This is a genomic window from Flavobacterium granuli, from assembly GCF_031456055.1.
In the GTDB taxonomy this organism is placed as follows: domain Bacteria; phylum Bacteroidota; class Bacteroidia; order Flavobacteriales; family Flavobacteriaceae; genus Flavobacterium; species Flavobacterium granuli_A.
This window is the reverse complement of the sequence record NZ_JAVDTX010000004.1, coordinates 289011-315173: the sequence shown is the minus strand read 5'-3', so window position 1 is coordinate 315173 and position 26163 is coordinate 289011. Positions and strand designations below refer to the sequence as shown.

Below are 26163 nucleotides of genomic sequence, written 5' to 3'. Positions count from 1 at the left end.
CAAATCTCTTTTTGAAATTGAAAAAGATACTCTCCATATTTTCCTATATATTCCACCCGCTTTTCACACCGATACAAGCTTGTTTTTTCTATTTTTTATTCCATATTGCAGATTACACAGTAGAACAGATTAGCACGTTTTTTTTGCAAATTTCAATCATAACCATTGCTACTCCAATGGCGCTGTATTATTTATTACGTTATACAGGCAAAGTAGATTCCATAATGATTTCAGACATGGAACAACGCAAAATACCTTTAATCTTTCAAAGCTTTTTAATCATATTATTGCTAAGAAAAACCATCTCATTAGAATATTACCCTGAATTGCATTTTTTCTTCTTAGGCGCTCTATTTAGCACTTTGTTTGCACTTGGATTATTATACACTAAAACCAAAGCAAGTTTACACATGCTCGCAATTTCAGCATTGACGGTATTTGTTTTCGGATTGAATATTCATTTACAAATGGGTAATATATACATCGTCCCTTTTTTATTGCTAATGAATGGATTTGTAGCTTCTTCGCGTTTGGTAATGCAGGCGCATACTCCAAAGGAATTGATCATAGGATTATTGCTGGGCAGTATTCCACAGTTAGCTTTCCTTTTTCTCTGGTTATAAAATATAAAAGACAAGCCCTATACTCAACGCGTTCATTTTAATAGGCGAAGAATCGATTTGAGCAGACGATTTAAAAAAAGAATTTATGTTATAATATACTTGCAGATTAAAAGCACTGTAGCCAATTGAAAGGTATGCTCCGTAAAGAAAGTCTTCAAAATCTTTATTGTTTTTAATGACAATTTTTTCATTTCCATCCTCAAAAACCGATTTATCAAGCAACAAATAACTGACTTTAAAACCGCCATAAATCCTAAAAAACTGAAACTCCACAGGAGTTGAATTACGCCATCTAAACTCAATTGGAAGTTCAACTCGGAATTGTTCGAATCTACTTTTATCATATTTTACATTAGATGGTACCACTCCATAAATTGGATTTTGGCTAGTTCCTGTAATAGCCATATTTTGTAAATAGTTATTGAACGAAAGTCCAATTCCAGGCGCTATTGCAAAAGTCCTTTTTTCGTTTATTGGCATATCCCTAAGAAATCCCGCGGAAAAACCAAAAGATATTTTTTCCTGAGACACCCCTGATGGCTTTTCTATAAGCAAATTGTAGTTAATACCAGCATAAAACTGATCCTCTCTGTAAAGACTGTCAATTTTGACATGCAAAGTATCAATTGAAAACGTATCCTCTTGAGAATATCCTCTGAAAAATGATAAAAAAAGAAAAAAGCCAAGAAATAATCGCATCATTTTTTTGTGAGTTAAATTGAGAGTTACAGCACTTATAACTTGCTAAAACCTATTACTTACCAATTATTGTTACAAATATAAGATTTTGGTAGTTTGATAATACTTTAAATATAAATTAAACTTCGAAGCAGGCAATCAAATAAAAATCATTCAAAATATCAGAAAAAAGTATTACTTATTAATTAAAACATATATTTTTACTATTTACATACATAAACAATCCAAAACAAACATTTACAGTACTTTAAAAAATAGATAAAAATGCAAATAGGAATTATAGGACTTGGGAAAATGGGATTTAATTTGGCTTTAAATCTAAACCGAAATCAATACGAAGTTATTGCTCACGATGTGAATTCTTCTTTCGTCCAGAATATCGCAAAAGAAGGAATAAAAACAGCAACGACTGTCGAAGGATTATGCCAAAAGCTACAAAATCGAAAAGTAATCTGGCTAATGGTTCCCGCAGGAGAAATTGTCGATCAAGTAATAACTTCCCTACTTCCTTTTTTAAATAAAAATGACATTATCATTGATGGCGGAAACTCTAATTATAAAGATTCAAAAAGAAGATATATCCAACTAAAAGAACTTGGTTTTGACTTTCTGGATTGTGGTACTTCTGGCGGTACTTCTGGAGCTTTAAATGGCGCTTGCACAATGATTGGTGGAGATGCTCCTGTTTTTGAATATGTTTCGAATGTTTTTCAAGCAATTTCAGTTCCAAATGGTTGGCTCTATACTGGAGAGGCTGGTAGCGGTCATTTTACAAAAATGGTTCATAACGGAATAGAATACGGAATGATGCAATCCATAGCCGAAGGATTTGAAGTATTTGAACATTCCGAGTACGACATAAATTTCGAAAAAACAGCTAAACTTTTCAATCACGGTTCTGTGGTTCGCAGTTGGCTTATGGAACTTACCGAAAATGCTTTTTCTAAAGATCCTAAACTAGACAGTATAAAAGGCATTATGCATTCTTCTGGCGAAGGAAAATGGACATTAGAAACTGCATTGGACCTTGGCGTACCTACTCCGGTAATTGCTCTTTCGATAATGATGCGATACCGTTCTCAAATGCAAGATACTTTTTCCGGAAAAGTGGTGGCTGCACTTCGTAACGAGTTCGGAGGTCATGCTGTAGAGAAAAACGAGTAAATTGTATCGAATTATTCCATTTGAATTTTAATCTAAAAGAAACATATGTCAATATTGATTTTAATTATAAGCATTGTATTGTTACTGGTTCTAATTTCCGTAATCAAACTCAATGCTTTTATTGCATTAATCATTACCGCTCTTTTTGTTGGAATTACAAAAGGAATGCCTTTTCCCGAAATCATAAACTCATTGCAACAAGGCATTGGCAGCACACTCGGTTCTTTAATTTTAATTCTGGCCTTTGGAGTAATTCTGGGTAATTTATTATCAACTAGTGGAGCGGCACAGCGAATAAGTTCCGTAATGACTAAGTTATTTGGTGCAAAACACATTAAATGGGCGATGGCTATAACTGGTTTTGCCGTTGGTATTTCCATGTTTTACAATGCGGGTTTTATCATCTTGATTCCAATGGTGTTTGCTGTCAGCACTAATACTAAACAACCGCTTATCTATTTGGGTATTGCTATGGCATCGGCACTGTCGATTACACATGGATTTTTGCCTCCGCATCCTGGACCAACTGCCATTGCGGTAATTTTTAAAGCCAATATTGGTAAAACCTTACTTTATGGATTAATAGTAGCGATTCCTGCCTTACTCATTGCCGGAATCCTATTCCCAGAGTTTATTAAAAAAATCAGCGCAAATCCACCTAAGGGTTTATTCGAAAGTAAAACATTTCAAGAATCCGAACTTCCTTCTTTTACCATAAGTATCGTTTCCGCTTTGATTCCTATTTTGCTAATGGCTTTGGCAACCATAACCGAATTAACATTAGCCGAAAATAATTCTATCCGAATCATTCTTGGATATATCGGAAATCCAACAATAGCTCTGCTAATTGCCGTCCTGTTTGTCTTTGTGTTTTTAGGAATAAAGAGAGGTCAAAAAATGCAGGACATCATGGACAAATCAAGCACTGCACTTGCATCGGTAACTATGATTATTTTAATTATTGCGTCAGGAGGTGCTTTCAAACAAGTACTGATTGACAGTGGCATTGGAACTGATTTAGCTGTATTCTTCGAAAAATCTACACTTTCGCCTTTAGTATTAGGATGGCTAATTGCTACAATTATTCGAATAGCAATAGGCTCGGCAACAGTAGCAGGACTAACAGCTGCAGGAATAGTTCAACCTTTGGTAGCAAGTTCAGGCATCAGTCCAGAATTGATGGTGCTTTCTATCGGAGCAGGAAGTTTGATGTGTTCTCATGTAAACGACACAGGGTTTTGGATGTTCAAAGAATATTTTGGCATTAGCCTAAAAGATACTTTCAAAACATGGACAGTGATGGAAACAATAATAGGAATTATGGGATTGATTGGCGTTTTAATTCTAAATCAATTTGTAACTGCATAAAAGATGGAAAAAACACACATAGGAATCGATATTGGCACAACGGCTACAAAAGCAATTTGTTTCGACGCAAACGGAAACGTATTGCATCAAATCACCAAAGAATACCCAATGTACCATTCTGAAGAAAATTGGAGCACTCAAAAACCGAATGAAATTTTAGATTCTGTTTTAGCCTGTATTAAGGAAATAACAAAAGACACACAACCCGAATTCATTAGTTTTAGTGCTGCTATGCAAAGTATTCTTATCATAAATGAAGATGGTTTCCCCATAAGCGATGCATTACTTTGGGCTGACAACAGAGCTACTTCAATTGCCTCAGCGTTAAAAAATTCTGATTTTGGATCTATTTTTTATCAAAAAACAGGTATTCCTATTCATCCTTTTTCTCCAATGACGAAATTGATTTGGTTAAAAGAAAACGAACCTAGTTTATTCAACAATGCCTTTAAATTTATTAGCCTCAAAGAATATATTTGGCATAAACTCACTGGAGAATATGCCACAGATACCTCGATGGCATCTGGTACTGGAATAATGAACATCCACACTTTGAAATGGGACGAAACTATTCTTAATTATTTAAATATAAAGGAGAATCAACTTTCGAAAATTGTACCATCAACACATAAATCCAAAGGAATTAATGATGAATTCTTATACATACTTGGAGGCGGAGATGGTCCATTGGCTAATCTAGGAACTGGCTCAATGGAAAAAAATCGAATTGCTTTATCTATAGGAACTAGTGGAGCTGTTCGAATCCCCATAAACGAGCCTTACATTGATTCTGAAATGCGAACGCAATGTTATCATTTAATAGACAATCAATACTTAAAACTAGGTGCGGTAAATAATGGAGCTATTATTTTGCAATGGCTAAAAGAATCTCTTTTAAAAACAAATGAATCGTATGAAAGCCTTTTAGAACAAGCAAAAGAAATTCCAGCAGGTTCGGATGGTTTGCTTTTTGTTCCGTATTTACTTGGAGAGAGAGCTCCAATTTGGGACGCTGAGGCACAAGGAACCTTACTGGGAATTAAAATTACCCATCATAAAGCTCATTTTATCAGAGCGACTCTTGAAGGCATTCTTTTTGGATTGTTCAGTGTTGTCGAAATTTTACTTCCAGATCCCAAAATAAGAAAAGAAACTACTGTGATGGTTAGTGGTGGTTTTGGAAAAAGTGAATTATGGCTGCAAATGGTAGCCGACATTTTCCAAATGAAGGTAGTTGTTTCCGAAACCATTGAAGGAGCTGCTTGGGGAGCAGTTTTAATAGGTTTTAAAGCTATTGGAAATACAAATTCTTTCGAAAATAAAACAGAGGCAAGTTTTTACCCAAATCCAAATCACAGATTGATTTATGAAAAAGCCTTTGAGAAATTCAAAAAGGTCTATCCTTTATTAAAAGACATCTAAATATAATAGATCATTAACTAAAAAAGGTAAAATTTTAAGTTCTATCCACTTTTATTTTAAATCAAATAATTATTTAAGCGTTATCATATTTTCATTTGCACCCTGATCAGTTTTTTTTATTTTCAATAAATAGGTGCCTTCCTTAATCTCAGTAATATCAATATTATTTTTAGTTCCTGAAAAGACTTTTAGCCCCTGAGTAGAATAGATTTCTGAAGATTTAATTACAGTTGTCTCAACTGACTCAGACAATACCATTTTCTGTTTAACAGAATTATCTGTGTTAGCAGACTGTAGCGTTTTATTATCAACTGTCTTTTTAACTTTAGTCCCTACAAAAGCCCGATTATTAACTAAAGTAGTTTCCTTTTTAGCGACCTTTTTAATGGCTGAATCAGTAAAAACCAAATCATTTACCTTACCTAAATTTCTATTATACAATCCTGTAATCTCGACTTCTGACAAAGCAACATCATATATTTGCAAATCATCAATATCAGCATTAATACTAACAAACTTTCCCATTTTTCCTATTGAAAAAACGATTCCAGAAGTCAATTTTCTTGGGCTTTCTACTGATTTAATTAACAAACCATCTCTATAAATCTTTGAAATGAGCCCGTCATAAGTAACTATATAATTATACCATATATTCGGCGCAATTGTAGTAGTTGCAATGAGATCATTATTAGCCCCATACCCAGCAAGATTTATATCCGAATTTGCAGTTGTTGTACTTTGCTGCAACAAACCATAATATCGAGCATTATAAGAAGAACCATAGCCCCAAATATAATTTGTAGCAGTAACATCATTGTATTTAACCCAAATAGAAACTGTTCTTGACGAATTGCCTACAGGCAAATTAAGCGCAGTCATTTCAAAGGTGCTATTAACCACACGTATTGCACCATTTACAACACCTTTCCTATCATTTACAAATTTAGCATCTCCTGTAAATGAAATATCATTCTTAGTGTTTCTAAATGTTCCGTCAAAATTAAATTCCAAAATTGGTGCTTGAGCATTAGCTAAAAAAGAAAGCAACAAGACAACTGTAAAAAGTAATATTTTTTTCATAATAATTAATAATTCGACTGCAAAACTAAATGTTAAAAAACAAACTAAATAGCCCATTCGGACATATTGATTATTATTTATATACAATTATATTTGAGCGAATTAATCATAAACATCAGCCAATTGTGAAAAAAAATCAAATTGAAATTTGAGAAAATTGTAAAAACGAATGACTAAAAGTGCAGTGATAGCAATAGGATTTTTTACTTTTGTCTAGTACAATTGTCTAATACTATTCGAGTGTATTTGCAAACTCTGAATGTAGAATTCTAAATTCTGAAGGCATGATTTTGAAACGTTTTTTAAAACTGGCTGTAAACTTACTGGGACTTTCATAACCCGTTACCGCGGCAATGTCTTGTATTTGGATATCCGCCTTTTTAAGCAATTGGATGGCCAACATCAGATTTTTCTCTTTATGATATTGCAGCAGTGAAAACCCGAATACGCTTTTGAAATTTGATTTCAGCTTTGTCGGCGACATACTCACGTCTGCAGCAATGCTTTCAAGCCCTACAAAAGGAAGATGCAAATTATTCAAAATCATTTTCTCCGCTTTGGCTATCTTGCAATAATCGAAATTGGATAAACTGCTATTTCTTTTAAGCTGATTCTTATCAAAAGAATGTTTAAAAAAAGTAGTAATCAATTTCAAACTATGCTTTTTTACATCTGCCGTATTAAAAACACCACTGTTTTCCTTATCTATAATTTGAGAAATCTCCTTAGCCAAATCATGAGCTTTGGGCGCGATGTCAAGCCATGTAAAAAAACCTGTCTCTTTATTCAAAAAATCATCTATGATTCCTTTTTTCAACCCTTTGCCAGAGAATATGTTCTCATCAGCCCATTTTTTATTAAAAACAAAATTGTAAAATTTACCGGTAGTTCTTTTGTAAAAATAAGTAGCCACCTCGGTATTGGGTTTGTAAAAAGTCCAACAGGTGCTCAACAAAACCACATTTTTTTTTGAGTTGGGATTTTTAAAAGGGAATTCGTATTCAAAAACAGAGAATGTCAAAAAATAATAATCACTTGATAAATCCTCGTTATAAATTGCTTTGGCTACAACATTTCTCTCAATATTTATTTGGGTTGCCAAAAGCCAAAAACCTTCATCAAGCTGGCGGTAACGCATTATTCCACTGCAAAACCTATTATTAGTAGCAACCGCGTTCTGCAAAACCTTGTACTCGTTTACAGGAATATTCTTCAGACTTTCGACCATTGCCATGGGAGAGTTTGAGATATAAGGCAACTCAAAAAAACCGTCCGTGTATAAAAACAAATACTTCTGAACTAACTCTTTCCATTTTGAAGTTGATGGCATAAAAAAACAAATAAATTATTATTGTCTAACAGAAATAAAAAGTGATTTTAATATCAACTTTTATTTACGGAACGATTATTTAATCTAAATAATTCATTGTTGGACAATACGGGATAATAACTAAATTGATTGAAATTTGACTCACAAAACTAAACGTTAAAAGACAAACAAAATAGACTATTTTAACATATTTTATATTTATTTCTAAGTCGCTATTTCTAAACGATTTGGAACTGAATCACATTCTTTTTTAAAAAAATTTCACCCCTTGAGATAACGATTTACAAAAAAGTCGTTATCTCAAGGGGTGAAATTTTGGGTTTTACCTCATCTTATTTTGTAGCAATACCTATTTGAGTTTTTAATTTCAGAAGTCAATAAAACACAAAACCTCGAAAATACAATGATTTTCGAGGTTTTAATACCTTTTGACATTTAAATCAGCAGAGAGGAAGGGATTTGTTTCACTCTCATGAAGCCTATATTTAGTAGGGATTTAGCAAAATAACATTCTAGGGTCTCGATTTTGAACCTCAAAAAAGCACTCCTTTTTTGACAAATCTTATTATACAAATATATGAAGTTTAATTGATTAACTAGTTCAAAAAATGAATTAGTTATGTTAGCTTACCCAATAATTAAAGGCTCTACTAGTTCATATTTTAAACTAGTAAATTGACAAAACTCGTCTATACTTACTAACTCATTTTCTTGCTTGTTAAGGTCAGTTCTGATTTTCTGAAGTATTCTGATACTTTGGCGATAACTTTTGCCTGTTATGCGCTGGATGTCTTTTGGGTAGATACACACTCTCTTTGGTTCGATTTTCATACACTATCTATGCTTTTGATTAGGCTTTGAGTAACTGATGATAGTAACCTTCTACTTGTGTAAAAATAGTGAATATTCTTATTGTTTTTACACTGATATATCCGTGACAATCAAGTCTATTTCTGCCATTTATACCATTGCCTGACATGCGGAACTCCCTCACCTTTTTTATCTAGTTTAATTGGCTAAAATTTGTTTCATAATCAATCGAAAGTGTTGCAACAGGATGATGATTGAAAGAGTTTTAAGTGAAAAAATAATCTAAAATTTTAGAAATTATGGCAAGACAGAAAGGCATAATTAAATTGAAAGGGACTATCGGAGATATTACCTTTTACAAAACAAAGGACGGTCATTTGGCCAGGGAAAAAGGAGGTATCGACGCGAGCCGAATTGCGAGCGATCCGGCGTTTCAGAGAACGCGAGAGAACGGCTCCGAATTCGGCAGAGCGGGAAAAGCCGGAAAAATGTTGAGAACGGCATTAAGAACTTTGCTTGTCAATTCCGCGGATGGCAGAATGGTCAGCCGATTGACTCAGGCTATGATTAAAGTTATCCAAGCGGATGCGACCAACGACAGGGGATTGCGTAACGTGATTGACGGGGAAGCGGAATTGCTTGCCGGTTTTGAATTCAATATTGGCGGGAAATTAGGGACTACCTTGTTTGCCCCGTTTGTTGGAGGTATTGAACGAGTTTCGGGTGACATCACAGTAGACATCGCTCCATTTGTTCCGTTGAACATGATTTCCGCTCCGAGGGGAACCACGCATTTTAAGATTATTTCGGCCGGTGCCGAGATTGATTTTGAGGCGGAAACCTTTACGGTTGCCAATTCGGAAACGGCGATTCTTCCTTGGGATGCGACCCCGACGGTCGCCATCAATCAAGTGAATGCGGTAACGCCAAACAGCACAAAACCATTGTTTTTGGCTTTGGGAGTGGAGTTTTACCAAGAGGTAAACGGAAAAATGTATTCGTTGAAGAACGGAGCATACAACCCCTTGTCATTGGTTCAGGTTAGCGGAGCGTAGGATGGTTTTGGTGTTGAACAGAACTTATTTTCCCGAAGGGACACAGGGAATTTTAGAATGGAACGGCACTTTAGTTTGTCATGCCATCGAGTTGCCCTGGTTGGATAACCAGCAACGATTTTCCTGCATCCCCGAGGGAGAATATGTTTTACGGAGGCGGTTTAGCCCAAAGTTTCAATGGCATTTGCATTTGAGAAATGTTCCAGGAAGAGATTTGATTTTAATCCATCCCGCCAATGACGCCAAAAGGGAATTATTGGGTTGCATCGCTCCCGTAACAAAACATACTGGAATTGGCAAGGGAAGTCTTTCCCGAAAAGCGATGGAAAAGCTGAAAGCTTTGGTTTATCAAGCTTTGGATCGCAATGAAGAAGTAAAATTAATTGTCCAATCAAATCCTTTGACTCCGCTCAGGACGACAAAGGCACAAAAACAAGTAGAAAAATTATGAATATAGTTCAAAGAGCAAAAGCGCCCACCCCGAAGTTTTTTAGGGTTTTGAGAAGTATTGGATTGGCTATGTTGGCCGTAAGCGGAAGTGTTATTGCAACTCCCGTCGCTTTGCCACTTGCGATTGTTACTGTTGCAGGATATGTTGCGGTAGCGGGTGGAGTTATTTCGGCGGTTAGCCAAATCACCGTTGACAATTCGTCAAGCTCGGTGCAGGCCAATAAAGAAATCCAAAATAAGGCACGAGATGGAGACTAATATATCCCTCCGAATTGGAACCGCATCAGGGACTTTGTTGAGTATTGTACCCAACATCCTTTCTGAAGATATTCTAAAAACGATTATCTTAGCGGTTGTAGGAGCAACAGTGAGTTTTACGGTTTCGCTTCTTTTAAAGTGGTTAACGAAAATTAAAAATAAATAATCCGGTTTTGATTGGTAACCTTTTCCGGAATATTAAGTAAGCCTGGTCGCGAGACCAGGCTTTTTTTTTGTATTTAATGTATTGGCGCTTGGCGAGGTTGGGGAATAAAGAAGCGAGATTTTTCGGTTAAGCACAAATTTTCAAAATACAAAACCATCTTTAAATACAGCCTAAAACCCCAATCTTGCCAAACGGTCGTTAGCTGATCGCCCTTTTATCCTTGGTTAATGTCAGTTTTTGATAGTCCCAATTTATCAATAAATATTTTATTTCTTAATTTGGCTCTTTGTAAAAGAGTAGTAAACTTTATAACTTCGGTATATATGTTACCATCTTTTCTGTTATCATCATATGCTACAACAATTTCAGAGGGTCTAAACCAATATCCTAAATGATAAGAATGTTCAAAACGAGTTACTCTTCCTCTTACGTCTCTATCTTCTATTGATTCGCCGATAAGATAACCATAAAACGAGGTGATTTGTAGCTCGTCAATGGTGTAATTTCTAATTAAATTTGCATAAAAATCAATTTGAGTTAAATGTTCCGAAGCATTAACATCAGGTGCTTTAAATTCGATTATTATACATTTTCCTTCCTCTGGAAATAATAAAATATCAGGCCTTTTTGTTAACCTATCTTCTCCTAAAGATTTCAGATATCGTTCTTCTTCTTCTGTAAATTTATCTTTAAATATTTTTTTCCCGTTTAGTTTAATATTTTTTAATTTACTCTCGGAGAAACCTTTGAAATAAATAGATTCCTCTGCTATAAGCCACAAGTCACTATTTTCTGAATCAGTAGAACTCTGTTGAAATATGAGATTATGCATTATATCCTCATCAATTCGCCCTCCATTTTTTACCTTATCAAGTTCTTTGTCAAGTATTTTTTGAAAAAGTTCAAGTACCAATTTTCTTCTAGCAACATAATGCGAGAGTGCATTTTTATTCTGTAAAGGAATTTTTTTTATAAGTTCTTTAACTTGGTTATTTAATTTCTCTGAATAATCTGGAGAATTAGTGTTCAAGGAATTTAAATCATCAATTTTCTCTTTTATCGAAGCATCTAATTTTGCAGATTTTTTTGCTTCAGCTTCATAAAATTTTTCTAAAATTCTACTTTCATTATCATTTATGGAAATACTAATACTTTTGGCAGTTTCGTCATCAAGTAAAAACATTTCCTTTAGTTTTTCAAATTCTTCTTGATGCTTTTCTTTAACTTTTTCAATTTCAGGATAAAGTTCTTTTATTTTACCATTTACCTTTTCTTGAATGTCCTCTAAAAAAATTACTTCGTTATTTGAAAATATGTTTTTTGAAAAAGATTCTTTACTAGGAATATTCAATATTCCCCTAACGTGAGTATCATTAGAATCTATATAATTACTTGAAACTAGAAATAAGTATTTATTCCCTTTAATATTATCATTTTTGGAAAGGTTTTCAAGACTTAAATATGATTCCTCTACAACTTCTCCTTTAGATACTAATTTAAGTTCGTTTTGCTTTAATATATTTTTAGGAATCTTAAAAGCATCTATAAAGAAAATCTCATTTTTATCAGCTAGTTCCAATGTTCCTTTGCTTGATTTCTTAAAATAATCTAGATTAATTGAATCTTTCTTATCTGTATTCGGAATGTCAAGTTTAGAAATAGTTTCATTACCAATTAATGTTGATTGCACATAAAATTCTATTTTAATTTTAGGTAATTTATTTCTATTGTAACATAAGTAATGGAAATATCGCTCAATTAATTTTTCTTTTAAAATTTTTTCGTTTAGTTCATTATATACTGCTATATTCTCAAGTAATGTACTAAAAAGAACAGTTGTTCCTGATTTTTTAATTTTACTTTCTGTACAAACTATATGTTTTACAATTGCATTATTTTTAATAAAAGGTTCTTTTTTTGAAATAATAAATTCCCTTTCATAGAAATTATCATTTTCTTCAAAAATACTTTTTACTATTGTTGAATCGAAATAATGAACATATTGTATCCTGCCTGAACCAAGATTTTTATAACCCTTCCTAATATCTCTATAATTATTAAATCTATTAAATTGTTCGTCATTAAATCCAATTCCATTATCGATCACTGATAAACTAGAAAAAATGTATTGGTCGGCAATTGTACTTTCTGTCGAATTGATTTTTATTGTAATTTCTCCTAGATTTTTAGGATTTACCTTTTGAGCGTCTTTAATTGCTTCAAGTGAATTTGTAAATGCTTCATAAATTGGTTGCAATGGTTTACCTGATTTTGTAATATCTCTACGCAAAATATCTTCCCAAAAAAGAGATTCAGAATTAATAAACTGGTTTTCTGTGTATTTCATATTATCTTAAACCAAAGTATTTTATAAATATAATTTTTAAGTGCTAATGTACAAAAAAATGTTAGTTGTGATTTTTCTTAAGATTCATTTGAATAATCAACAACTTGGTTTTGTTGATTTTTATTACGCATTCGCAGGGTGTCGGCTAACTTATTTATATATGTGACAAATCACAGAAAGCCACCGCAACCGGGACAGATTTATCTGACTCCAATCAGGATTGGTTAATATATGTAAATTAAGAAGAAATCTACATTAAAATAGGAAATTGGAATATGATAAAGCCTGGTTATGATTATTAGGATTTTATGTTTTTACCTCAACTGATTTTGTAGTAATGCCCATTTCAGTTTTTCAATCTGTTCTATCGTTTTTGAATAGTGGTTTTGAAGCGCTTCCAGTTGCTGGATTCGTTTGACAAAATCCAGGTGTTTTTGATGTTGCTTATAAGCTTTGTGAACCTCATCACGAAAACAGCTTTTAAAAGTGGTAATTCGAATAAAGGGAATTACGGAACCTATTTGAAATTGATGCCAAAAGTTAGCTTTCCAAAGGAAATAAGCGATCCAATATAGGTTTTCAGTTTCTTCTTCGGTTTTTACGGTGATCAGAAAGCAATTTGGACAGCTTTCTTTTAGGGGTTTACCTGCGTTTTTTCCTTTGCTTAAAATAAAAAAGTGTGGTTGAGTAATTGGTCTTTGAGACTGGTGTGTCAATACATTGTGAAAAGTCATAATTATGGATTTAAAATTATGCTTTTACTCGCTTTTCAAGCTTCGCCTATACATTTGAAAAGAAAAAAAGAAAAAAAAGAAAGTCGAATATCTAGTGGAGGTTTCAAAAGAAGTCAAGTTTTTTTGAAAAAATACTACCCGACTCGAGTATGCAGTATTTCCTTTTTAGTGATCAATCACAATGAAGGTCTTGAGAAATACAAAACGAGGGTGGAGATTTTATCAAAAACCCGCAGGGCTTGAACTTTACTTTTTGAAACCGGAACTTAGCTTTACTTTCTTTTTATTATTTTTTTTTAGCAGAATAGTTCTTAGAATGGTTGCAAAAGTTCTTATGAAATCGGCAATTAACACCCCCAAGCACCGCAAGGAGCAAGAAAAAGTGGTCTCGCCTTTTGGGGGCGAGAAGGAACTTTTTCTTGCGGATGAGGAGCGCAGTGGCGGGGTTGCGGTAATCGAACTGCCACCATAGACGCGGGAGTACAGCGGAGGCACGGAGCGAAACGAAGCGGATATGAGCGTGAAACGGCGGGGTAACTAAAAAATCAGCCCCGCTTTTTCTGCGGGGCGTTCCTTAATTCAGGGCAAAGCGAGCTACGACTGCAAACGAAAACGGGATTGTATCCGAATCGGTTTTGTTTTTGCAATAATGTTCTGATGAATGAAAAAAGCAGTCGTAGGGAGTGGTGCCAACCCCGATGGCTGTGCGAAGGAGCAACCGCCGAAAAAACTAGGGGCGACAGACATGATACTGCTGAAGGAATGAAGCTGAATGGAGTGTGACTGCGTAGTTTACGAAGCGGGCACGCGAAGTGAAGCGCAATGAATGAAGCTGTATTGTGGATGTAATAGCCCCGCCGAACGCAGGAAGAGAGTGTGTGGAGATGAGGGCGAGGAAGCTTAGTGGTGGCCTGCCCTTTTTCGGGGCTGGCCAACGCTATGCTGACGAGTGGACTGTGGAATGGAGGAAGGAGGCTTTTTCTGCCGACGACCGACTGGAACAGCCGAACGGAACAAAGCGAACGACCGGAGAGAGACCTATTGTTTGCCCGTGATGTTTAACGAAAAATTGTTTTTATAGTAGAAAATGCAATAAGCAGAAGATAGCAAGATTAGAATAGTGTTATCAAAAACATGTTCTTTCTAAATTTGCCTAGGTTCTTTGCTAATTTCATTTTAAATTGATTTTGCTATTTTTTCCATTATTGAATAATCTGCCCCAAATTTGCAAATCGCATCACATTGGCTTCTTAACTCAGAAAATAATATGTATTTAATATTCATTTTTGAATTCTTTATAACTGGTCTGTTTAGTTGAAGTATGACATCTTTTTCCCGGCTATCTGGAATGATGATATAAAAGACTTCTTCTCCATTAGAAATACTAAAATATAAATCGGATAAACGCAAAATACCAGAATAAATACTGGTGCTTTTCTCTACTTCAAAGGCTCCAACAATCCTGTTTGTCCCCTTTTGAAACCAAAGAACATCGATTAATTTTATTGTATTTTGCGTGTCTTTGTCCGTTGGCAGTTCAGGAAATTTATTAATTGAAATAAAAGAGAATTTCTGTCCATCGAACTCTTTGCTTTTATCATTGCTTGCTGGCGTTACATCATACCCCAATGATGCTCCTATTTTTAATAAATGATATTGCATTTCGTTATGAAGATTCTCGGCTAATTTTTCTTCCTGGATCTCTTTTTGACGTTTTAGTATATTTTTTTCAAATTTTGTTCGCTCTTCTTCGCTCAAATATTCATCGTTGCCAATTAACATTTTTTGCGTTCCAATTTCAAAACACAATCCCGCAATAGCTCCTAAATCATTTGATAATTCTGCTTTGTACTTGGTATTAGTCTCGATTAAAGTTTCTCGAATTTTAAGATATTCAGTCCAGCTTCCCAATTTCTTTTTGTCTTTGAACAAAAAATTAAATCCATTGAGAATGGCAGTATTGAATGGAGGAAACCAAGTGGGATGCAAAAAATATAAAATACTTGCTACGGCAGGGCCTAGTCCCTTTATTTTTAATTCATCCAATTTTACGACTTCCTTCAAAACCTGTTCGCTACTTTTGGCATTGATACAATTTTCAAGAAACTGTCCAAAAGCAATTTTGTTATTCTGGTTTTCATAAATATCAGGAATACGCAATTTTGGCTTCCAATAAAAAGGATGTGCGACACCTACAAAAATTTGTTTCTGTTCTGCAATGCAACTTAAAACAAATTCCAAACTGCTTTCTTTGAAATCATTTGGGAAAGTTTTGTTTTTAATGTCTTCAATGACTTGCAAAACACCACGGCGAATAGTTCGGAATGCTTTTAATCTTTGATCATTATCAACAAACCACGTATTGTAAACACTTTCTGAATCGCTTTTGTATTGTTGTATGATTTGGGTAAGGTTGTTCATTTTAATTCAGCTATAATTTATTTTTTTACAATTTCAAACTTCTTAATCGCAACGCATTTACAATTACCGAAACCGAGCTAAAACTCATTGCTAAAGCTCCAATCATTGGCGATAATAAAATTCCAAAAAATGGATATAAAACTCCCGATGCAATTGGAACACCTAAAACATTATAGAAGAAAGCAAAGAACAAGTTTTGTTTGATGTTTCGCATTACAGCGTGGCTCAAATTCTTGGCTTTTACAATGCCTTGCAAATCACCTTTAACTAATGTTATTTTAGCAGATTCTATAGCTACATCAGTTCCGGTTCCCATAGCAATTCCAATGTCGGCTTGTGCTAGTGCGGGTGCATCATTGATACCATCGCCTGCCATTGCAACAATTTTTCCTTCGGATTGTAAACGTTTTATTTCGTTTAATTTGTCTTCGGGTAAACAACTTGCTTTGTAGGATGATAAGTTTAATTCATCGGCAACTGCTTTGGCTGTGTTTACATTGTCGCCAGTAAGCATAATGACTTCAACTCCTTGACGCATTAATTCTTTTATGGCTTCTTTACTGGATACTTTAATTGCATCAGTGATGGATACAAAACCAACTGCAACACCATCAACCGCAATATAGGAGACTGTTTTTCCTAGTTTCTGTTCGGCAATAATTTTATTTTCTAAATCATTAGAAACAGTGGCCTTGACTTGTTCCATTAATTTTTTATTGCCTAATGCTACTTTTTTATTGGTAACCGTTCCTGTAACTCCTTTTCCTGCAACGGCTTCAAAATCTTTCACTTCTGTTAATGAAATATTTTTTGTTTTTGCATAATTTACAACCGCTTGGGCTAATGGATGTTCGCTGTATTGATTTAAAGAAGCAATTCTTTGTAGCAAATCATTCTCATTATTGTTTGAAGCAAAAATCTTTTCTACCGATGGTTTCCCTTCTGTTATTGTTCCTGTTTTATCGGTTATTAAAACATTTACTTTGTTCATATTTTCTAATGCTTCGGCATTTTTTATCAAAACTCCCGATTGTGCGCCTTTGCCAACACCTACCATTACTGACATTGGTGTAGCCAATCCTAATGCACAAGGACAAGCGATAATTAAAACAGCAATAGCATTTACAAAACCATAAACCAAGGCAGGTTCTGGGCCAAATTTGGCCCAAACAAAAAATGTTATTACCGAAATAATGACTACAATTGGCACAAAATATTTAGCAATACTGTCGGCTAATTTCTGAATTGGCGCTCTTGAACGACTGGCATCATTTACCATTTGCACAATTTGTGAAAGCAAGGTTTCTGAACCCACTTTTTCAGCAATCATAACAAAGGATTTATTCCCGTTGATTGTTCCGGCAATTACATTGTCATCTTTCTTTTTGTCAACCGGAATAGGTTCGCCAGTAATCATTGCTTCATCAATACTACTCTCGCCATCGCTTATTTTTCCATCTACAGGAATTTTGTCTCCGGGTTTTACCCGCAATAGATCACCTTTTTTGATGTCGTGGATTGAAATTACTTTATCACTTCCATCAATTACCAAAGTTGCTTCTGTAGGAGCAAGCTTTAATAATTCTTTAATTGCACCGCTAGTTTGACTGTGCGCCCTTGCTTCTAATAATTGTCCCAACAAAACCAAAGTTAGAATAACTGTTGTAGCTTCAAAATAGAGTAATACTGTTCCGTGTTCGGTTTTAAATTCATTTGGGAAAACATCAGGAAAAAACATTCCAACTAAACTGAACAAAAAGGCAACTCCCGTTCCAATGCCAATAAGGGTAAACATATTCAAATTCCAAGTAATAATGGATTTAAAAGCACGAACAAAGAACATCCAACACGCATAAAAAACCACAGGGAGCGAAAGCAACAATTGCACCCAATTCCATTTTGAGGCATCCATTAGTTTTAATAAAGGATTGTCGTGTGCCATCTCTATCATTGCAATGGCGAAAATGGGAACTGTAAATACTACAGCTATTTTCATTTTCCTGACCAAATCCTTGTACGTCTTTTGGTCTTCGCTGTCACTGGGTTCCATAGGTACTAAGTCCATCCCGCAAATTGGACACGAGCCTGGAGCTTCTTGAATAACTTCAGGATGCATCGGACACGTGTATAACGTTTTGCTAACTGCTAACTCTGGTGCTTTGACTAAATCCATCCCACATACAGGACAGTCGCCTGCTTTGTCGTAGACTTTTTCGCCTTCACAATGCATTGGACAATAGTATTTGCCATTAGCATTAACAGGAACTTTAATTTCTTTTTTATCACTGTGGGAATGCGTGGAGGAATGGGATTTTGAAGTAGCTTCATTTGTTGAAGAATGCTCCTCGATTTTATCAGTACTCATTTCAATAGTGTATTTTCCAACAGTTGTCAAAGCGTCTTGCAATACAGATGTTGGAACGTGTTTATCCATAGTGATGGTTGCTATTGATGGAGTTAATGAAACTTTTGCTTCAATACCATCAATTGTATTCAATGTTTTTTCGACTTTAGAGCGACAACCATCGCAACTCATTCCGGTAACAGTATATGTATGTATCATAATTTTTACATTTTCATTCTTCCATTGGGTCACTCCCTTTTCGGAATTTATATTCGCTGTTTATAGTGCATCGTTTCTCCTTAATATGTTGAGAAAATTGATACTCTTTTCTGAATTTTTCATTTGTGAAATCGATAAAGCATTAATGCAATTAACCAAGGAAGCGTAAAAACCAACAATATCCATTTGAAATCTGAATTAATAATAAAATTTACAATGGTCATAAAACCAATTGAACTCATTCCTGCTATAGCGACTATGGGAAAAGCTCCTGGTGTGCGCTTTCGAAAGGATGTGAGTGCTATAAAAATTGTAAGCAATCCAGTTGTTAAAATGTAACTGCCCATTACCCAAAATACTTTTTGAAGCCAAACCGCTAAACCCGTTGCGGAATTATTAATAACCATTGAAGTTGTTTGCATATAGCGTAAATCTTCTGGCAATAAAGGTGGTCGGATAAAAACAAAATAGAGTCCCATTACAATAAGAATAAATCCTCCCAATGCAAGTATTAATGCTGAATATGGTTTTAGTTTTTCCATTTATTTAGAGAGTATTTTTTCAAGATTCAATTTTGATTTTTAAAGGGCTTGGTTATGTAGGATACCCAATACTATTTTTACATTTTCATTCCCTCCATTGGGTCGCTTCCTTTTCTAAATTTATATTCGCTGTTTATGGCATAAGCACCTGTAATTACCACTTTTTTTGAGGGATCAATTTCAGATTTGATTTCAATCATCCCATTTATTTCTGCTCCCGTTTTGACCATAACATTTTCAAACACGCCTGGGCTTTTTTCGATCCAGATATAGGTTGCATTTTGTTCCCAGATTACGGCATCAATCGGTATAAACAATCCTTTCGCATTCGATTGGGATATTTTTGCAATAGCCTGCATTCCGGGTTTTAATTGGAAATTTGGATTTGGTATTTCCAATCGAATTAACAGCAAACGGGTGTCAGGATTGATTTCAGGATTAATGAAAGAAACTTTTGCGTCTATTGTTTTATTTGGAAAATCCGTGAAGATGATTTTAGCCTTTTGCCCAAGATGCACATTTTTGGCATAGTTAACATTGACTTGCGTTTCGAGCCAAAGACTGTTCAAATCGGCTAATTTTATTACTGCCGAACCTTCCATTGCATAACTGCCTTCTGTTGCGACTATTTCCGAAACATAACCGCTTGATGTACTGTAAAACGTAGTGTTTGGAGAAGCATCCGATTTGGTTTTTATATTTTCAATTTGTGCATTGGTCAAACCAAAGAACGATAATTTTTGTTTGGAAGCCTTGAGCATATTTTGAGCATTTTTGCCAAAATCTCCAGGCATAGACAATTGCTTATAAGCCATTAAATAATCTTGTTTCGCAATGGCAATGTCCTCGCTGTACAAAGTATAAATAGGATCATTTTTTTTGACGTATTCGCCAACAGTCTTAAAATACAGCTTTTCAATTCGTCCCATCGCCCGAGCCGAAAGGGTATTTGCTTTCTCCTGATTGATAGTTAAAACTCCCGTATAATTTTGTTCCAAGTTATTTTGGGTTTCCGCAATCGATTGGGTGGAGATGTTGCCTAGTTTTATTTGCTGTTTACTCAAACTTATTTCGTTGGCTCCTGAAACGTTTTTTTTCATTGGAGTTAAATGCATATGGCAAATAGGGCATTTACCCGGTTTATCTTCCTTAACCTGAGGATCCATCGAACAAGTATAGAAAGTAGTTTCATTATCTCCAGTGCTTTCCATTTTCATAGGAGTTAAAGTCATATGACAAATAGGGCATTTACCCGGTTTATCTTCCTTAACCTGCGGATCCATTGAACAAGTGTAATATGTTGTTTCTTTACCCTTATTGTGTTTGCTATGGTCTTCTTTATTTTTAGTATTACAAGCTATTACGGTAAATAGTATTGCCAGTAAACTTATTGTTTTTATCGTCTTCATCATTATTCGGTTTTAATAAAGCTTTCGCTGTCAATTAAATATTGTCCGTTTTGAGCAATGGTATCTCCCACAGAAACACCATCTGCAATTTGAATAAAATCAGCCATTTCGATACCAGTATGTACTGCTGTTGCTTTAAAACCATTTTCCTTTTTTAGAAAAACTACTTTTGTTTCTCCCAAGCTGACCAAAGCCTGCTTATGCAACCAGATTCCCTTTGTTGATTTTAATTGCACAACGCCTTGCAGTCTTATGCCAATAGGTAATTTCAGCTTTTCATTATTCAGATAAACTCTAATTCTATTGGTTCTATCAGCTGGGTTTAATTGTGTTTCCACAAAATTTATTTTCCCGTAAATAGTGTTTTTTTCATCCAATTCAGAAGTAAAGTTTATAGGCTGATTGATTTTAACCAAGCCATTGTATCCTTCCAAAACATTGAAAACACCCCAAACTTTATCGGTATTCATCAACCTGAAAACACCTTCTCCTTTTTTAATATAATTACCTTCTTTTATGTTCAAAGTTTCTGTATTGTTGCTTGCGCTTGACATTGAAGAAGTGTTGGTACTGGCCATTTGTTCCGTTCCGATAATGATTCCGTCAGCCGGACTGTAAATCGTAATTATTGGATTTGTTTTTTTAGCGGAGGCCAATGCATTTATCTGAGTATTCGTCATTCCGTAAAGCAATAATTTCTGTTTAGCAGAATTAACAATCGATGTGTTTTGATTGTCATTGGTAATTAGATAGATAAAATTTTGCTGTTCGGTCAATAATTCCGGACTGTACAATTCAAATATTTTCTGTCCTTTGGCTACTCTTTGGTATTTATAATTGACGTACATTTTCTCGATTCGACCGCTAATTCTAGCTGATATATTTACAGATGAATTTGGGTCATAAATTACTGTTCCCGGCAAATTGACTTCACTGCTTATAGCCGTTTCTTTTACAGTCTCGGTTTGATAATTGCCTACGACAAAGTTATCTGTCGGCTTCAAAAGATGATCAATCGAATGACTGTCTCCCAAATGGTCTTCGGTAATTTTTTTCACCAATGTCATTCCGCAAATAGGACAACTGCCGGGTTTGTCTTTTATAATTTGTGGATGCATTGAACAAGTATAAACTTCGTTTTGATGCTCCGTTTCTGAATGACTTCCTGATTTTACGGCAAAGAAATAAATTGCAATTCCAATAAAAACAACTGCCAAAAATAGTATTGCAAATTTTAGATATCGGTTCATAATTATTTGGTTTCAAGTTGTTTTTCGATTTCTGCCTGTGTCGTTAGAATCGATTTTAATTTATCCAAAGCATCAATTTGAGTCATATTCATTGCTTCCCATGCATCTAAAGCCACGAACAATTCTCCGGTGTTGTTTTGCCAAGCCAAAATTGCGGTGTCATAGTTGCGTTTCAAAGCCGGAATAATGTTGTCTTGATTGATTTGATATTGTTTTTTTAAATTCAAAAACTCAGCATTCATCCCTTTTATCATTCCGCTTGCTTCATTGGCAATCATTTGTTTTTGCCAATCCAAACTTTCGTTTTTAATACGATAGCTTTCCATATTGGCTTTATTCATTTTGTTTGACCAAGGCATCGGAATAGTGACCATTCCCATCAATGAAAATTGCTGTGGCTGATTTCCAAAAGCAAACATATGATCGTATTTAACACCAAATTCAGGTCTGGTTGCCACTTTTTCCACCTCGATCTTCAGATTATTGATTTCTTTGGTTTTATCAATGGCTTTGATATCGCTTCGGTTGTTGATGTAGGAAGACAAATCGGTTTCAAAAAGATTGAAATCCTTAATTTCATAATTGGAATCAATTTCCAAATCCTCGTTTTTATCACGAGCCATTAGCGTATTGAGCATGTATTTTCGCTGTGACACATCATTTTCCAACATTACAATCATACTTTGTAAAGAGGAATATTGAGACTTGGCTTTGTAATAGGATGGTAATTTATCCATATTGTATTGATAGCGTATTTCCATACTCTTAATCATATACTCCAAAAGCAAAAGATTGTCTTGCGCAATTTTTATTTTTTTCTTGCTGATAATCCATTGGTAATAATTGGTTTTTGCCAATGCATTTAGTTGGTTCAGCGTGAAATTTTTATTTTCACTTTCAACAGAAGACATAGCTTTCATCAAATTTTCATTGGCATTAAGCTTAGAAGCATTTGGAATCATTTGGGTTACTCCCAACATATAACTTCCCATCCCTGGCCCCATTTCATCGGCTTTCCACAAATTGGAATTATAGGGTGTCATAAAGAAACCTGTTTCAACTTGTGGAGGCATCCAGCTTCTGGCGCCTTGGGCAGAAGCATCCATGCTTTGGATATCGGCATCATACATTTTTAATTGTGGATTGTTTGTTTTGATTGTGTCCAAGACATTATCCAATGTAAGTGTTTGCGCATTACTATTTGCAACGCTGAAAATCAAACAACTTAGAACGAAATAAAGTTTAATGTTTTGCATCTATAAGAGTTATTTTTCCTTTTGTTCTTAATTCGTGAAGTTTTACCATCTCAAAAACAACAGGGGTTACCAATAATACATAAATCGTTGAAGTAATTGTTCCTCCAATGAGCGGAACGGTAATTGGGAGCATCACATCGGCACCTGTTCCTGTTGCCCAAAGTATCGGAATCAAACCAAATAATGAAACGGAAACCGTCATCAGTTTGGGACGTAATCTCTTGGCTGAACCCTCAATAATATATTCTCTAATTATTTCTTCTGTCAATGTTTCCTTGCTGTTACCGTATTTTTCTACCATTTTATTCATGGCTTCATTCAAATAAATGGTTATGAGCATTGCCGTTTCCACAGCCAAACCAAATAAGGCAATAAAGCCTACTGCTACAGCAACAGATAAATTAATCCCATAAAAATAGACCATAAAAACACCGCCGATTAACGCAAACGGAACCGTTATCATCGTAATCAAGGCTTCTTTCATTGAATGATAAGTGAAATATAAAATCAGGAAAATAATCACAACAACAATTGGCAGAATTAAGCTCAACGTTTTGTTTGCCCTAATTTGGTTTTCCCATTGACCGCTCCATTCCACATAATAGCCTTTTGGCATTTTGGTCATCATTGAATTGAGTTTCTTCTGCGCTTCTTTGACAGTGCTCCCCAAATCGCGGTCACGGACATTGAACAAAACACTACCTCGGAGCATTGCATTTTCGCTGTTGATCATAGGCGGGCCATCACTGATAGTTACATCGGCAACGGTTTCCAACGGAATTGGGCCAAAATCCATTGTCTGCACCTGCAGTTTTTTCAGGGCGTCAATGCTATTTCTGTATTCTTGCGCATATCTTGCATTTACAGAGAATCGCTGTCTTCCCTCAATGGTTGTGGTGAGTTTCATTCCACCGATAGAAGCTTCAACCACATTATTTATGTCATCGATGCTTAGTCCATATCGACCAATAACTTCACGTTTGGCTTTAATATCTATGTATTTCCCTCCGGTAATAGGTTCTGCGTACAAATCTTTTACCCCCGAAGTTCCATCCAATGCCATTTTTATTTTTTGGGCTAAAGCATTAATGGTGTCCAGACTTTCGCCATATATTTTTATTCCCACATCGGTTCTGATTCCCGTTGAGAGCATATTGATACGGTTGATAATAGGTTGGGTAAAACCATTAGTCACGCCCGGTATCTGCAGTTTATTGTTTATTTCATTGACAATATCTTCTTTCTTCTTGCCTTCTCTCCATTCACTGCTCGGTTTTAGCAAAATAATTGTTTCGATCATACTGATTGGACTATTGTCGGTCGCAGTGTTGGCTCTTCCCGCTTTTCCCAAAACATGGGCAACTTCGGGAATTGATTTTATCAGCTTGTCCTGAACCTGCAAAATCCTTTTTACCTCAGAATTGGAAACATCGGGCAAGGTCACTGGCATAAACAAAACAGAGCCTTCATCTAAGGGGGGCATAAATTCAGATCCCAAACGGGTAAACATCAATACACCTACTAACAATGCCACAATATTAATTGCCAAGACCGTTTTTCTCCATCTTAAACAAAACTCCAAAATGGGTGTATAAATACTCTCTAATTTTCTGTTTATTGGATTTTTGTTTTCTGTGCGAAGTTTGCCTTTGAGTAAAAAGCTAATCAACACAGGAGTAAGTGTAATTGCAAAAAATGCATCCACAATAAGTATAAAAGATTTTGTCCAAGCCAATGGGCTAAACAGTTTGCCTTCCATTCCCGTCAGAAGAAATACGGGCAAAAATGAAGCAATTACTATAATTGTTGAATAAAAAACACCGGGCCCGACTAATTTGGAAGAAGCTTCAATTAATTTTAGTTTCTCTTCAGGGGATAACGGATCGTTTTCTTTTTTGAATATTTTTTTTATCTTATCTGTCATTTTAAGTAGCTTGTTGGTTATTATCCATTTCTTCCTGTTTCTCCGAAATTGTCCTATAAGCGTTTTCCACCATCACAATTCCGTCATCTACTAAAACTCCAATTGCCAAAGCTATTCCCGTAAGTGACATTATATTGGAAGATATCCCAAAAGCCTGCAGGAAGATAAAGGCAACAGCCACCGAAATTGGTATTTGTATCAGGATAATCAAAGCGCTTCTCCAATGAAAAAGGAATATTAACACAATTAGGGAAACCGCTATCATTTCTTCGAACAGAGTTCCTTTGACTGATTCGATTGCTTTTTCAATCAAATCGCTTCGGTCATAAGAGGTTTTGAAAGTGACGCCTTCTGGCAATCCTTTCTCCACTTCTTTCATTTTGGCTTTAACGGCTTTTATGACATTATCGGCATTTTCACCGTATCGCATCACCACAATACCACCAACTACTTCTCCTGTTCCGTTTTCATCAAAAATACCCAAGCGCAAATCACCTCCCATTTGAATGGATCCAATATCTTTAACCCGTACCGGAATAGAATTGTAATTTTTGATGGCAATATCCTCTACATCTTTAATGTTCTTGATATAACCCAAACCCCTAACGATGTATGACATATCACTCATTTCAAACTTCCGTCCTCCAACATCATTATTATTGGCCTTAACGGCGTTCATCACTTCCATCATACTGACTTTATAATATTGCATTTTTAAAGGGTCTAAAACCAACTGGTATTGCTTTTCAAAACCTCCAAACGAGGCAACTTCTGCAACCCCAGGTACAGTCTGGAGGGCAAACTTCACGTACCAATCCTGCAAAGCTCTTTGTTCTCCTAAATCCATTCCTTTGGCATCAAGATGATACCAAAAAACGTGTCCAACACCTGTTCCGTCAGGCCCAAGCGTAGGAACGACATTTTGAGGCAATAATCGTTGGGCATAATTTAGTCGTTCCAACACACGAGTTCTTGCCCAATAGGCATCGACGTTATCTTCAAAAATGATGTATACGAAGCTCATCCCAAACATAGAAGCACCACGAATATTTTTAACTTTTGGAATTCCCTGAAGATTCGAGACCAAAGGATAAGTCACCTGCGATTCTATAACCTGCGGGCTTCTGCCCATCCACTCCGTAAATACAATCACTTGGTTTTCGGACAAATCCGGTATGGCATCAATAGGATTTTGCTGTACGCTATAAATTCCCCAACCAAATAAGCAGACTGAAACCAGCAGGACAACTGCTCGATTTCGTAGTGAAAATGATATTAATTTTTCTACCATA

Annotated in this window: 22 protein-coding genes; 9 read left to right on the top strand and 13 right to left on the bottom strand. The window is 35.2% G+C overall.

The features are described 5' to 3' along the window. The first annotated feature begins 17 nt into the window (after nucleotides 1–17). Nucleotides 18–623 (top strand): hypothetical protein, encoded by a 606-nt coding sequence (locus J2W95_RS10290; RefSeq protein WP_310006616.1) that lies wholly within the window; start codon nucleotides 18–20, stop codon nucleotides 621–623. Here the strand turns inward: J2W95_RS10290 and J2W95_RS10285 are convergent. Next, entirely contained in the window at nucleotides 618–1325 is a 708-nt protein-coding gene (locus J2W95_RS10285; RefSeq protein ID WP_310006614.1) for a porin family protein, read from the bottom strand. The two genes, J2W95_RS10290 and J2W95_RS10285, sit on opposite strands and share 6 nt — an antisense overlap. Nucleotides 1326–1586: 261 nt before the next feature. Here J2W95_RS10285 and gnd point away from each other — a divergent pair, with 261 nt between their 5' ends. Genes gnd through J2W95_RS10270 form a run of 3 tightly spaced genes read left to right on the top strand, consistent with a single transcriptional unit; the run spans nucleotide 1587 to nucleotide 5276 of the window. Then, nucleotides 1587–2486 carry a phosphogluconate dehydrogenase (NAD(+)-dependent, decarboxylating) gene (gene gnd / locus J2W95_RS10280; RefSeq protein ID WP_310006612.1) on the top strand — a complete coding sequence of 300 codons (900 nt, stop codon included), beginning with the start codon at nucleotides 1587–1589 and terminating at the stop codon, nucleotides 2484–2486. A gap of 45 nt (nucleotides 2487–2531) precedes the next feature. Further along, nucleotides 2532–3854, top strand: a complete 1323-nt coding sequence (locus tag J2W95_RS10275) for a gluconate:H+ symporter (RefSeq protein ID WP_310006610.1) — start codon at nucleotides 2532–2534, stop codon at nucleotides 3852–3854. A 3-nt stretch (nucleotides 3855–3857) separates the two neighbouring features. Then, complete coding sequence (locus J2W95_RS10270) at nucleotides 3858–5276, top strand: gluconokinase (RefSeq protein WP_310006608.1); 1419 nt, start codon at nucleotides 3858–3860, stop codon at nucleotides 5274–5276. A gap of 69 nt (nucleotides 5277–5345) precedes the next feature. On the opposite strand, the gene J2W95_RS10265 is transcribed toward J2W95_RS10270, so the two are convergent. Then, a complete protein-coding gene (locus J2W95_RS10265) occupies nucleotides 5346–6356 on the bottom strand; it encodes a LamG domain-containing protein (protein ID WP_310006606.1) in 1011 nt (336 codons plus the stop codon). Nucleotides 6357–6588: 232 nt separating this feature from the next. Further along, on the bottom strand, nucleotides 6589–7686 hold the full coding sequence (locus tag J2W95_RS10260; protein WP_310006604.1) for a helix-turn-helix domain-containing protein: 1098 nt from the start codon (nucleotides 7684–7686) through the stop codon (nucleotides 6589–6591). Between the two features lie 1109 nt (nucleotides 7687–8795). Between J2W95_RS10260 and J2W95_RS10255 the strand changes: the two genes are divergently transcribed. The 4 genes from J2W95_RS10255 to J2W95_RS10240 are packed head-to-tail and all read left to right on the top strand — an operon-like array spanning nucleotide 8796 to nucleotide 10425. Continuing rightward, nucleotides 8796–9551, top strand: coding sequence for a hypothetical protein (locus J2W95_RS10255; protein WP_310006602.1), 756 nt, complete (start codon nucleotides 8796–8798; stop codon nucleotides 9549–9551). Nucleotide 9552: 1 nt separating this feature from the next. Then, nucleotides 9553–10002: a DUF5675 family protein gene (locus J2W95_RS10250; protein WP_310006600.1), complete on the top strand. Its 450-nt coding sequence runs from the start codon at nucleotides 9553–9555 to the stop codon at nucleotides 10000–10002. Further along, on the top strand, nucleotides 9999–10259 hold the full coding sequence (locus tag J2W95_RS10245) for a hypothetical protein (protein WP_310006597.1): 261 nt from the start codon (nucleotides 9999–10001) through the stop codon (nucleotides 10257–10259). Before J2W95_RS10250 ends, J2W95_RS10245 begins: the two co-directional genes overlap by 4 nt. Beyond that, the gene (locus J2W95_RS10240) at nucleotides 10249–10425 is read left to right on the top strand and encodes a hypothetical protein (RefSeq protein WP_310006595.1); all 177 of its coding nucleotides are present in this window, start codon (nucleotides 10249–10251) and stop codon (nucleotides 10423–10425) included. Before J2W95_RS10245 ends, J2W95_RS10240 begins: the two co-directional genes overlap by 11 nt. 214 nt (nucleotides 10426–10639) lie before the next feature. Here J2W95_RS10240 and J2W95_RS10235 read toward each other — a convergent pair whose 3' ends face one another. Then, nucleotides 10640–12772, bottom strand: coding sequence for a magnesium transporter CorA family protein (locus tag J2W95_RS10235; protein WP_310006594.1), 2133 nt, complete (start codon nucleotides 12770–12772; stop codon nucleotides 10640–10642). Nucleotides 12773–13086: 314 nt separating this feature from the next. Further along, nucleotides 13087–13506 carry a DUF6943 family protein gene (locus J2W95_RS10230; RefSeq protein ID WP_310006592.1) on the bottom strand — a complete coding sequence of 140 codons (420 nt, stop codon included), beginning with the start codon at nucleotides 13504–13506 and terminating at the stop codon, nucleotides 13087–13089. A 190-nt stretch (nucleotides 13507–13696) separates the two neighbouring features. Here J2W95_RS10230 and J2W95_RS10225 point away from each other — a divergent pair, with 190 nt between their 5' ends. Further along, a complete protein-coding gene (locus tag J2W95_RS10225) occupies nucleotides 13697–13978 on the top strand; it encodes a hypothetical protein (RefSeq protein ID WP_310006590.1) in 282 nt (93 codons plus the stop codon). Between the two features lie 704 nt (nucleotides 13979–14682). On the opposite strand, the gene J2W95_RS10220 is transcribed toward J2W95_RS10225, so the two are convergent. From J2W95_RS10220 to J2W95_RS10185, 8 genes are all read right to left on the bottom strand, one after another. Beyond that, nucleotides 14683–15927, bottom strand: a complete 1245-nt coding sequence (locus tag J2W95_RS10220) for a hypothetical protein (RefSeq protein WP_310006589.1) — start codon at nucleotides 15925–15927, stop codon at nucleotides 14683–14685. A 25-nt stretch (nucleotides 15928–15952) separates the two neighbouring features. Further along, nucleotides 15953–18490, bottom strand: coding sequence for a heavy metal translocating P-type ATPase (locus tag J2W95_RS10215; RefSeq protein WP_310006587.1), 2538 nt, complete (start codon nucleotides 18488–18490; stop codon nucleotides 15953–15955). A gap of 119 nt (nucleotides 18491–18609) precedes the next feature. Then, the gene (locus J2W95_RS10210) at nucleotides 18610–19032 is read right to left on the bottom strand and encodes a hypothetical protein (RefSeq protein WP_310006586.1); all 423 of its coding nucleotides are present in this window, start codon (nucleotides 19030–19032) and stop codon (nucleotides 18610–18612) included. 77 nt (nucleotides 19033–19109) lie between these two features. Next, complete coding sequence (locus tag J2W95_RS10205) at nucleotides 19110–20441, bottom strand: efflux RND transporter periplasmic adaptor subunit (protein ID WP_310006584.1); 1332 nt, start codon at nucleotides 20439–20441, stop codon at nucleotides 19110–19112. Nucleotides 20442–20443: 2 nt separating this feature from the next. Then, the gene (locus J2W95_RS10200) at nucleotides 20444–21691 is read right to left on the bottom strand and encodes a heavy metal-binding domain-containing protein (RefSeq protein WP_310006583.1); all 1248 of its coding nucleotides are present in this window, start codon (nucleotides 21689–21691) and stop codon (nucleotides 20444–20446) included. A gap of 2 nt (nucleotides 21692–21693) precedes the next feature. Further along, nucleotides 21694–22947, bottom strand: a complete 1254-nt coding sequence (locus J2W95_RS10195; RefSeq protein ID WP_310006581.1) for a TolC family protein — start codon at nucleotides 22945–22947, stop codon at nucleotides 21694–21696. After that, complete coding sequence (locus J2W95_RS10190) at nucleotides 22934–24871, bottom strand: efflux RND transporter permease subunit (RefSeq protein ID WP_310006579.1); 1938 nt, start codon at nucleotides 24869–24871, stop codon at nucleotides 22934–22936. The genes J2W95_RS10195 and J2W95_RS10190 overlap by 14 nt, the downstream gene beginning before the upstream one ends. A gap of 1 nt (nucleotide 24872) precedes the next feature. Continuing rightward, entirely contained in the window at nucleotides 24873–26162 is a 1290-nt protein-coding gene (locus J2W95_RS10185) for an efflux RND transporter permease subunit (RefSeq protein ID WP_310006577.1), read from the bottom strand. Nucleotide 26163 lies beyond the last annotated feature (1 nt).

Excerpts from the sequence above, each read along its gene's own strand:
- J2W95_RS10285 (WP_310006614.1), bottom strand. The coding sequence starts at position 1,325 with ATGATGCGATTATTTCTTGGCTTTTTTCTTTTTTTATCATTTTTCAGA.
- gnd (WP_310006612.1), top strand. The coding sequence starts at position 1,587 with ATGCAAATAGGAATTATAGGACTTGGGAAAATGGGATTTAATTTGGCT.
- J2W95_RS10275 (WP_310006610.1), top strand. The coding sequence starts at position 2,532 with ATGTCAATATTGATTTTAATTATAAGCATTGTATTGTTACTGGTTCTA.
- J2W95_RS10270 (WP_310006608.1), top strand. The coding sequence starts at position 3,858 with ATGGAAAAAACACACATAGGAATCGATATTGGCACAACGGCTACAAAA.
- J2W95_RS10265 (WP_310006606.1), bottom strand. The coding sequence starts at position 6,356 with ATGAAAAAAATATTACTTTTTACAGTTGTCTTGTTGCTTTCTTTTTTA.
- J2W95_RS10260 (WP_310006604.1), bottom strand. The coding sequence starts at position 7,686 with ATGCCATCAACTTCAAAATGGAAAGAGTTAGTTCAGAAGTATTTGTTT.
- J2W95_RS10255 (WP_310006602.1), top strand. The coding sequence starts at position 8,796 with ATGGCAAGACAGAAAGGCATAATTAAATTGAAAGGGACTATCGGAGAT.
- J2W95_RS10250 (WP_310006600.1), top strand. The coding sequence starts at position 9,553 with ATGGTTTTGGTGTTGAACAGAACTTATTTTCCCGAAGGGACACAGGGA.
- J2W95_RS10245 (WP_310006597.1), top strand. The coding sequence starts at position 9,999 with ATGAATATAGTTCAAAGAGCAAAAGCGCCCACCCCGAAGTTTTTTAGG.
- J2W95_RS10240 (WP_310006595.1), top strand. The coding sequence starts at position 10,249 with ATGGAGACTAATATATCCCTCCGAATTGGAACCGCATCAGGGACTTTG.
- J2W95_RS10235 (WP_310006594.1), bottom strand. The coding sequence starts at position 12,772 with ATGAAATACACAGAAAACCAGTTTATTAATTCTGAATCTCTTTTTTGG.
- J2W95_RS10230 (WP_310006592.1), bottom strand. The coding sequence starts at position 13,506 with ATGACTTTTCACAATGTATTGACACACCAGTCTCAAAGACCAATTACT.
- J2W95_RS10220 (WP_310006589.1), bottom strand. The coding sequence starts at position 15,927 with ATGAACAACCTTACCCAAATCATACAACAATACAAAAGCGATTCAGAA.
- J2W95_RS10215 (WP_310006587.1), bottom strand. The coding sequence starts at position 18,490 with ATGATACATACATATACTGTTACCGGAATGAGTTGCGATGGTTGTCGC.
- J2W95_RS10210 (WP_310006586.1), bottom strand. The coding sequence starts at position 19,032 with ATGGAAAAACTAAAACCATATTCAGCATTAATACTTGCATTGGGAGGA.
- J2W95_RS10205 (WP_310006584.1), bottom strand. The coding sequence starts at position 20,441 with ATGAAGACGATAAAAACAATAAGTTTACTGGCAATACTATTTACCGTA.
- J2W95_RS10200 (WP_310006583.1), bottom strand. The coding sequence starts at position 21,691 with ATGAACCGATATCTAAAATTTGCAATACTATTTTTGGCAGTTGTTTTT.
- J2W95_RS10195 (WP_310006581.1), bottom strand. The coding sequence starts at position 22,947 with ATGCAAAACATTAAACTTTATTTCGTTCTAAGTTGTTTGATTTTCAGC.
- J2W95_RS10190 (WP_310006579.1), bottom strand. The coding sequence starts at position 24,871 with ATGACAGATAAGATAAAAAAAATATTCAAAAAAGAAAACGATCCGTTA.
- J2W95_RS10185 (WP_310006577.1), bottom strand. The coding sequence starts at position 26,162 with ATGGTAGAAAAATTAATATCATTTTCACTACGAAATCGAGCAGTTGTC.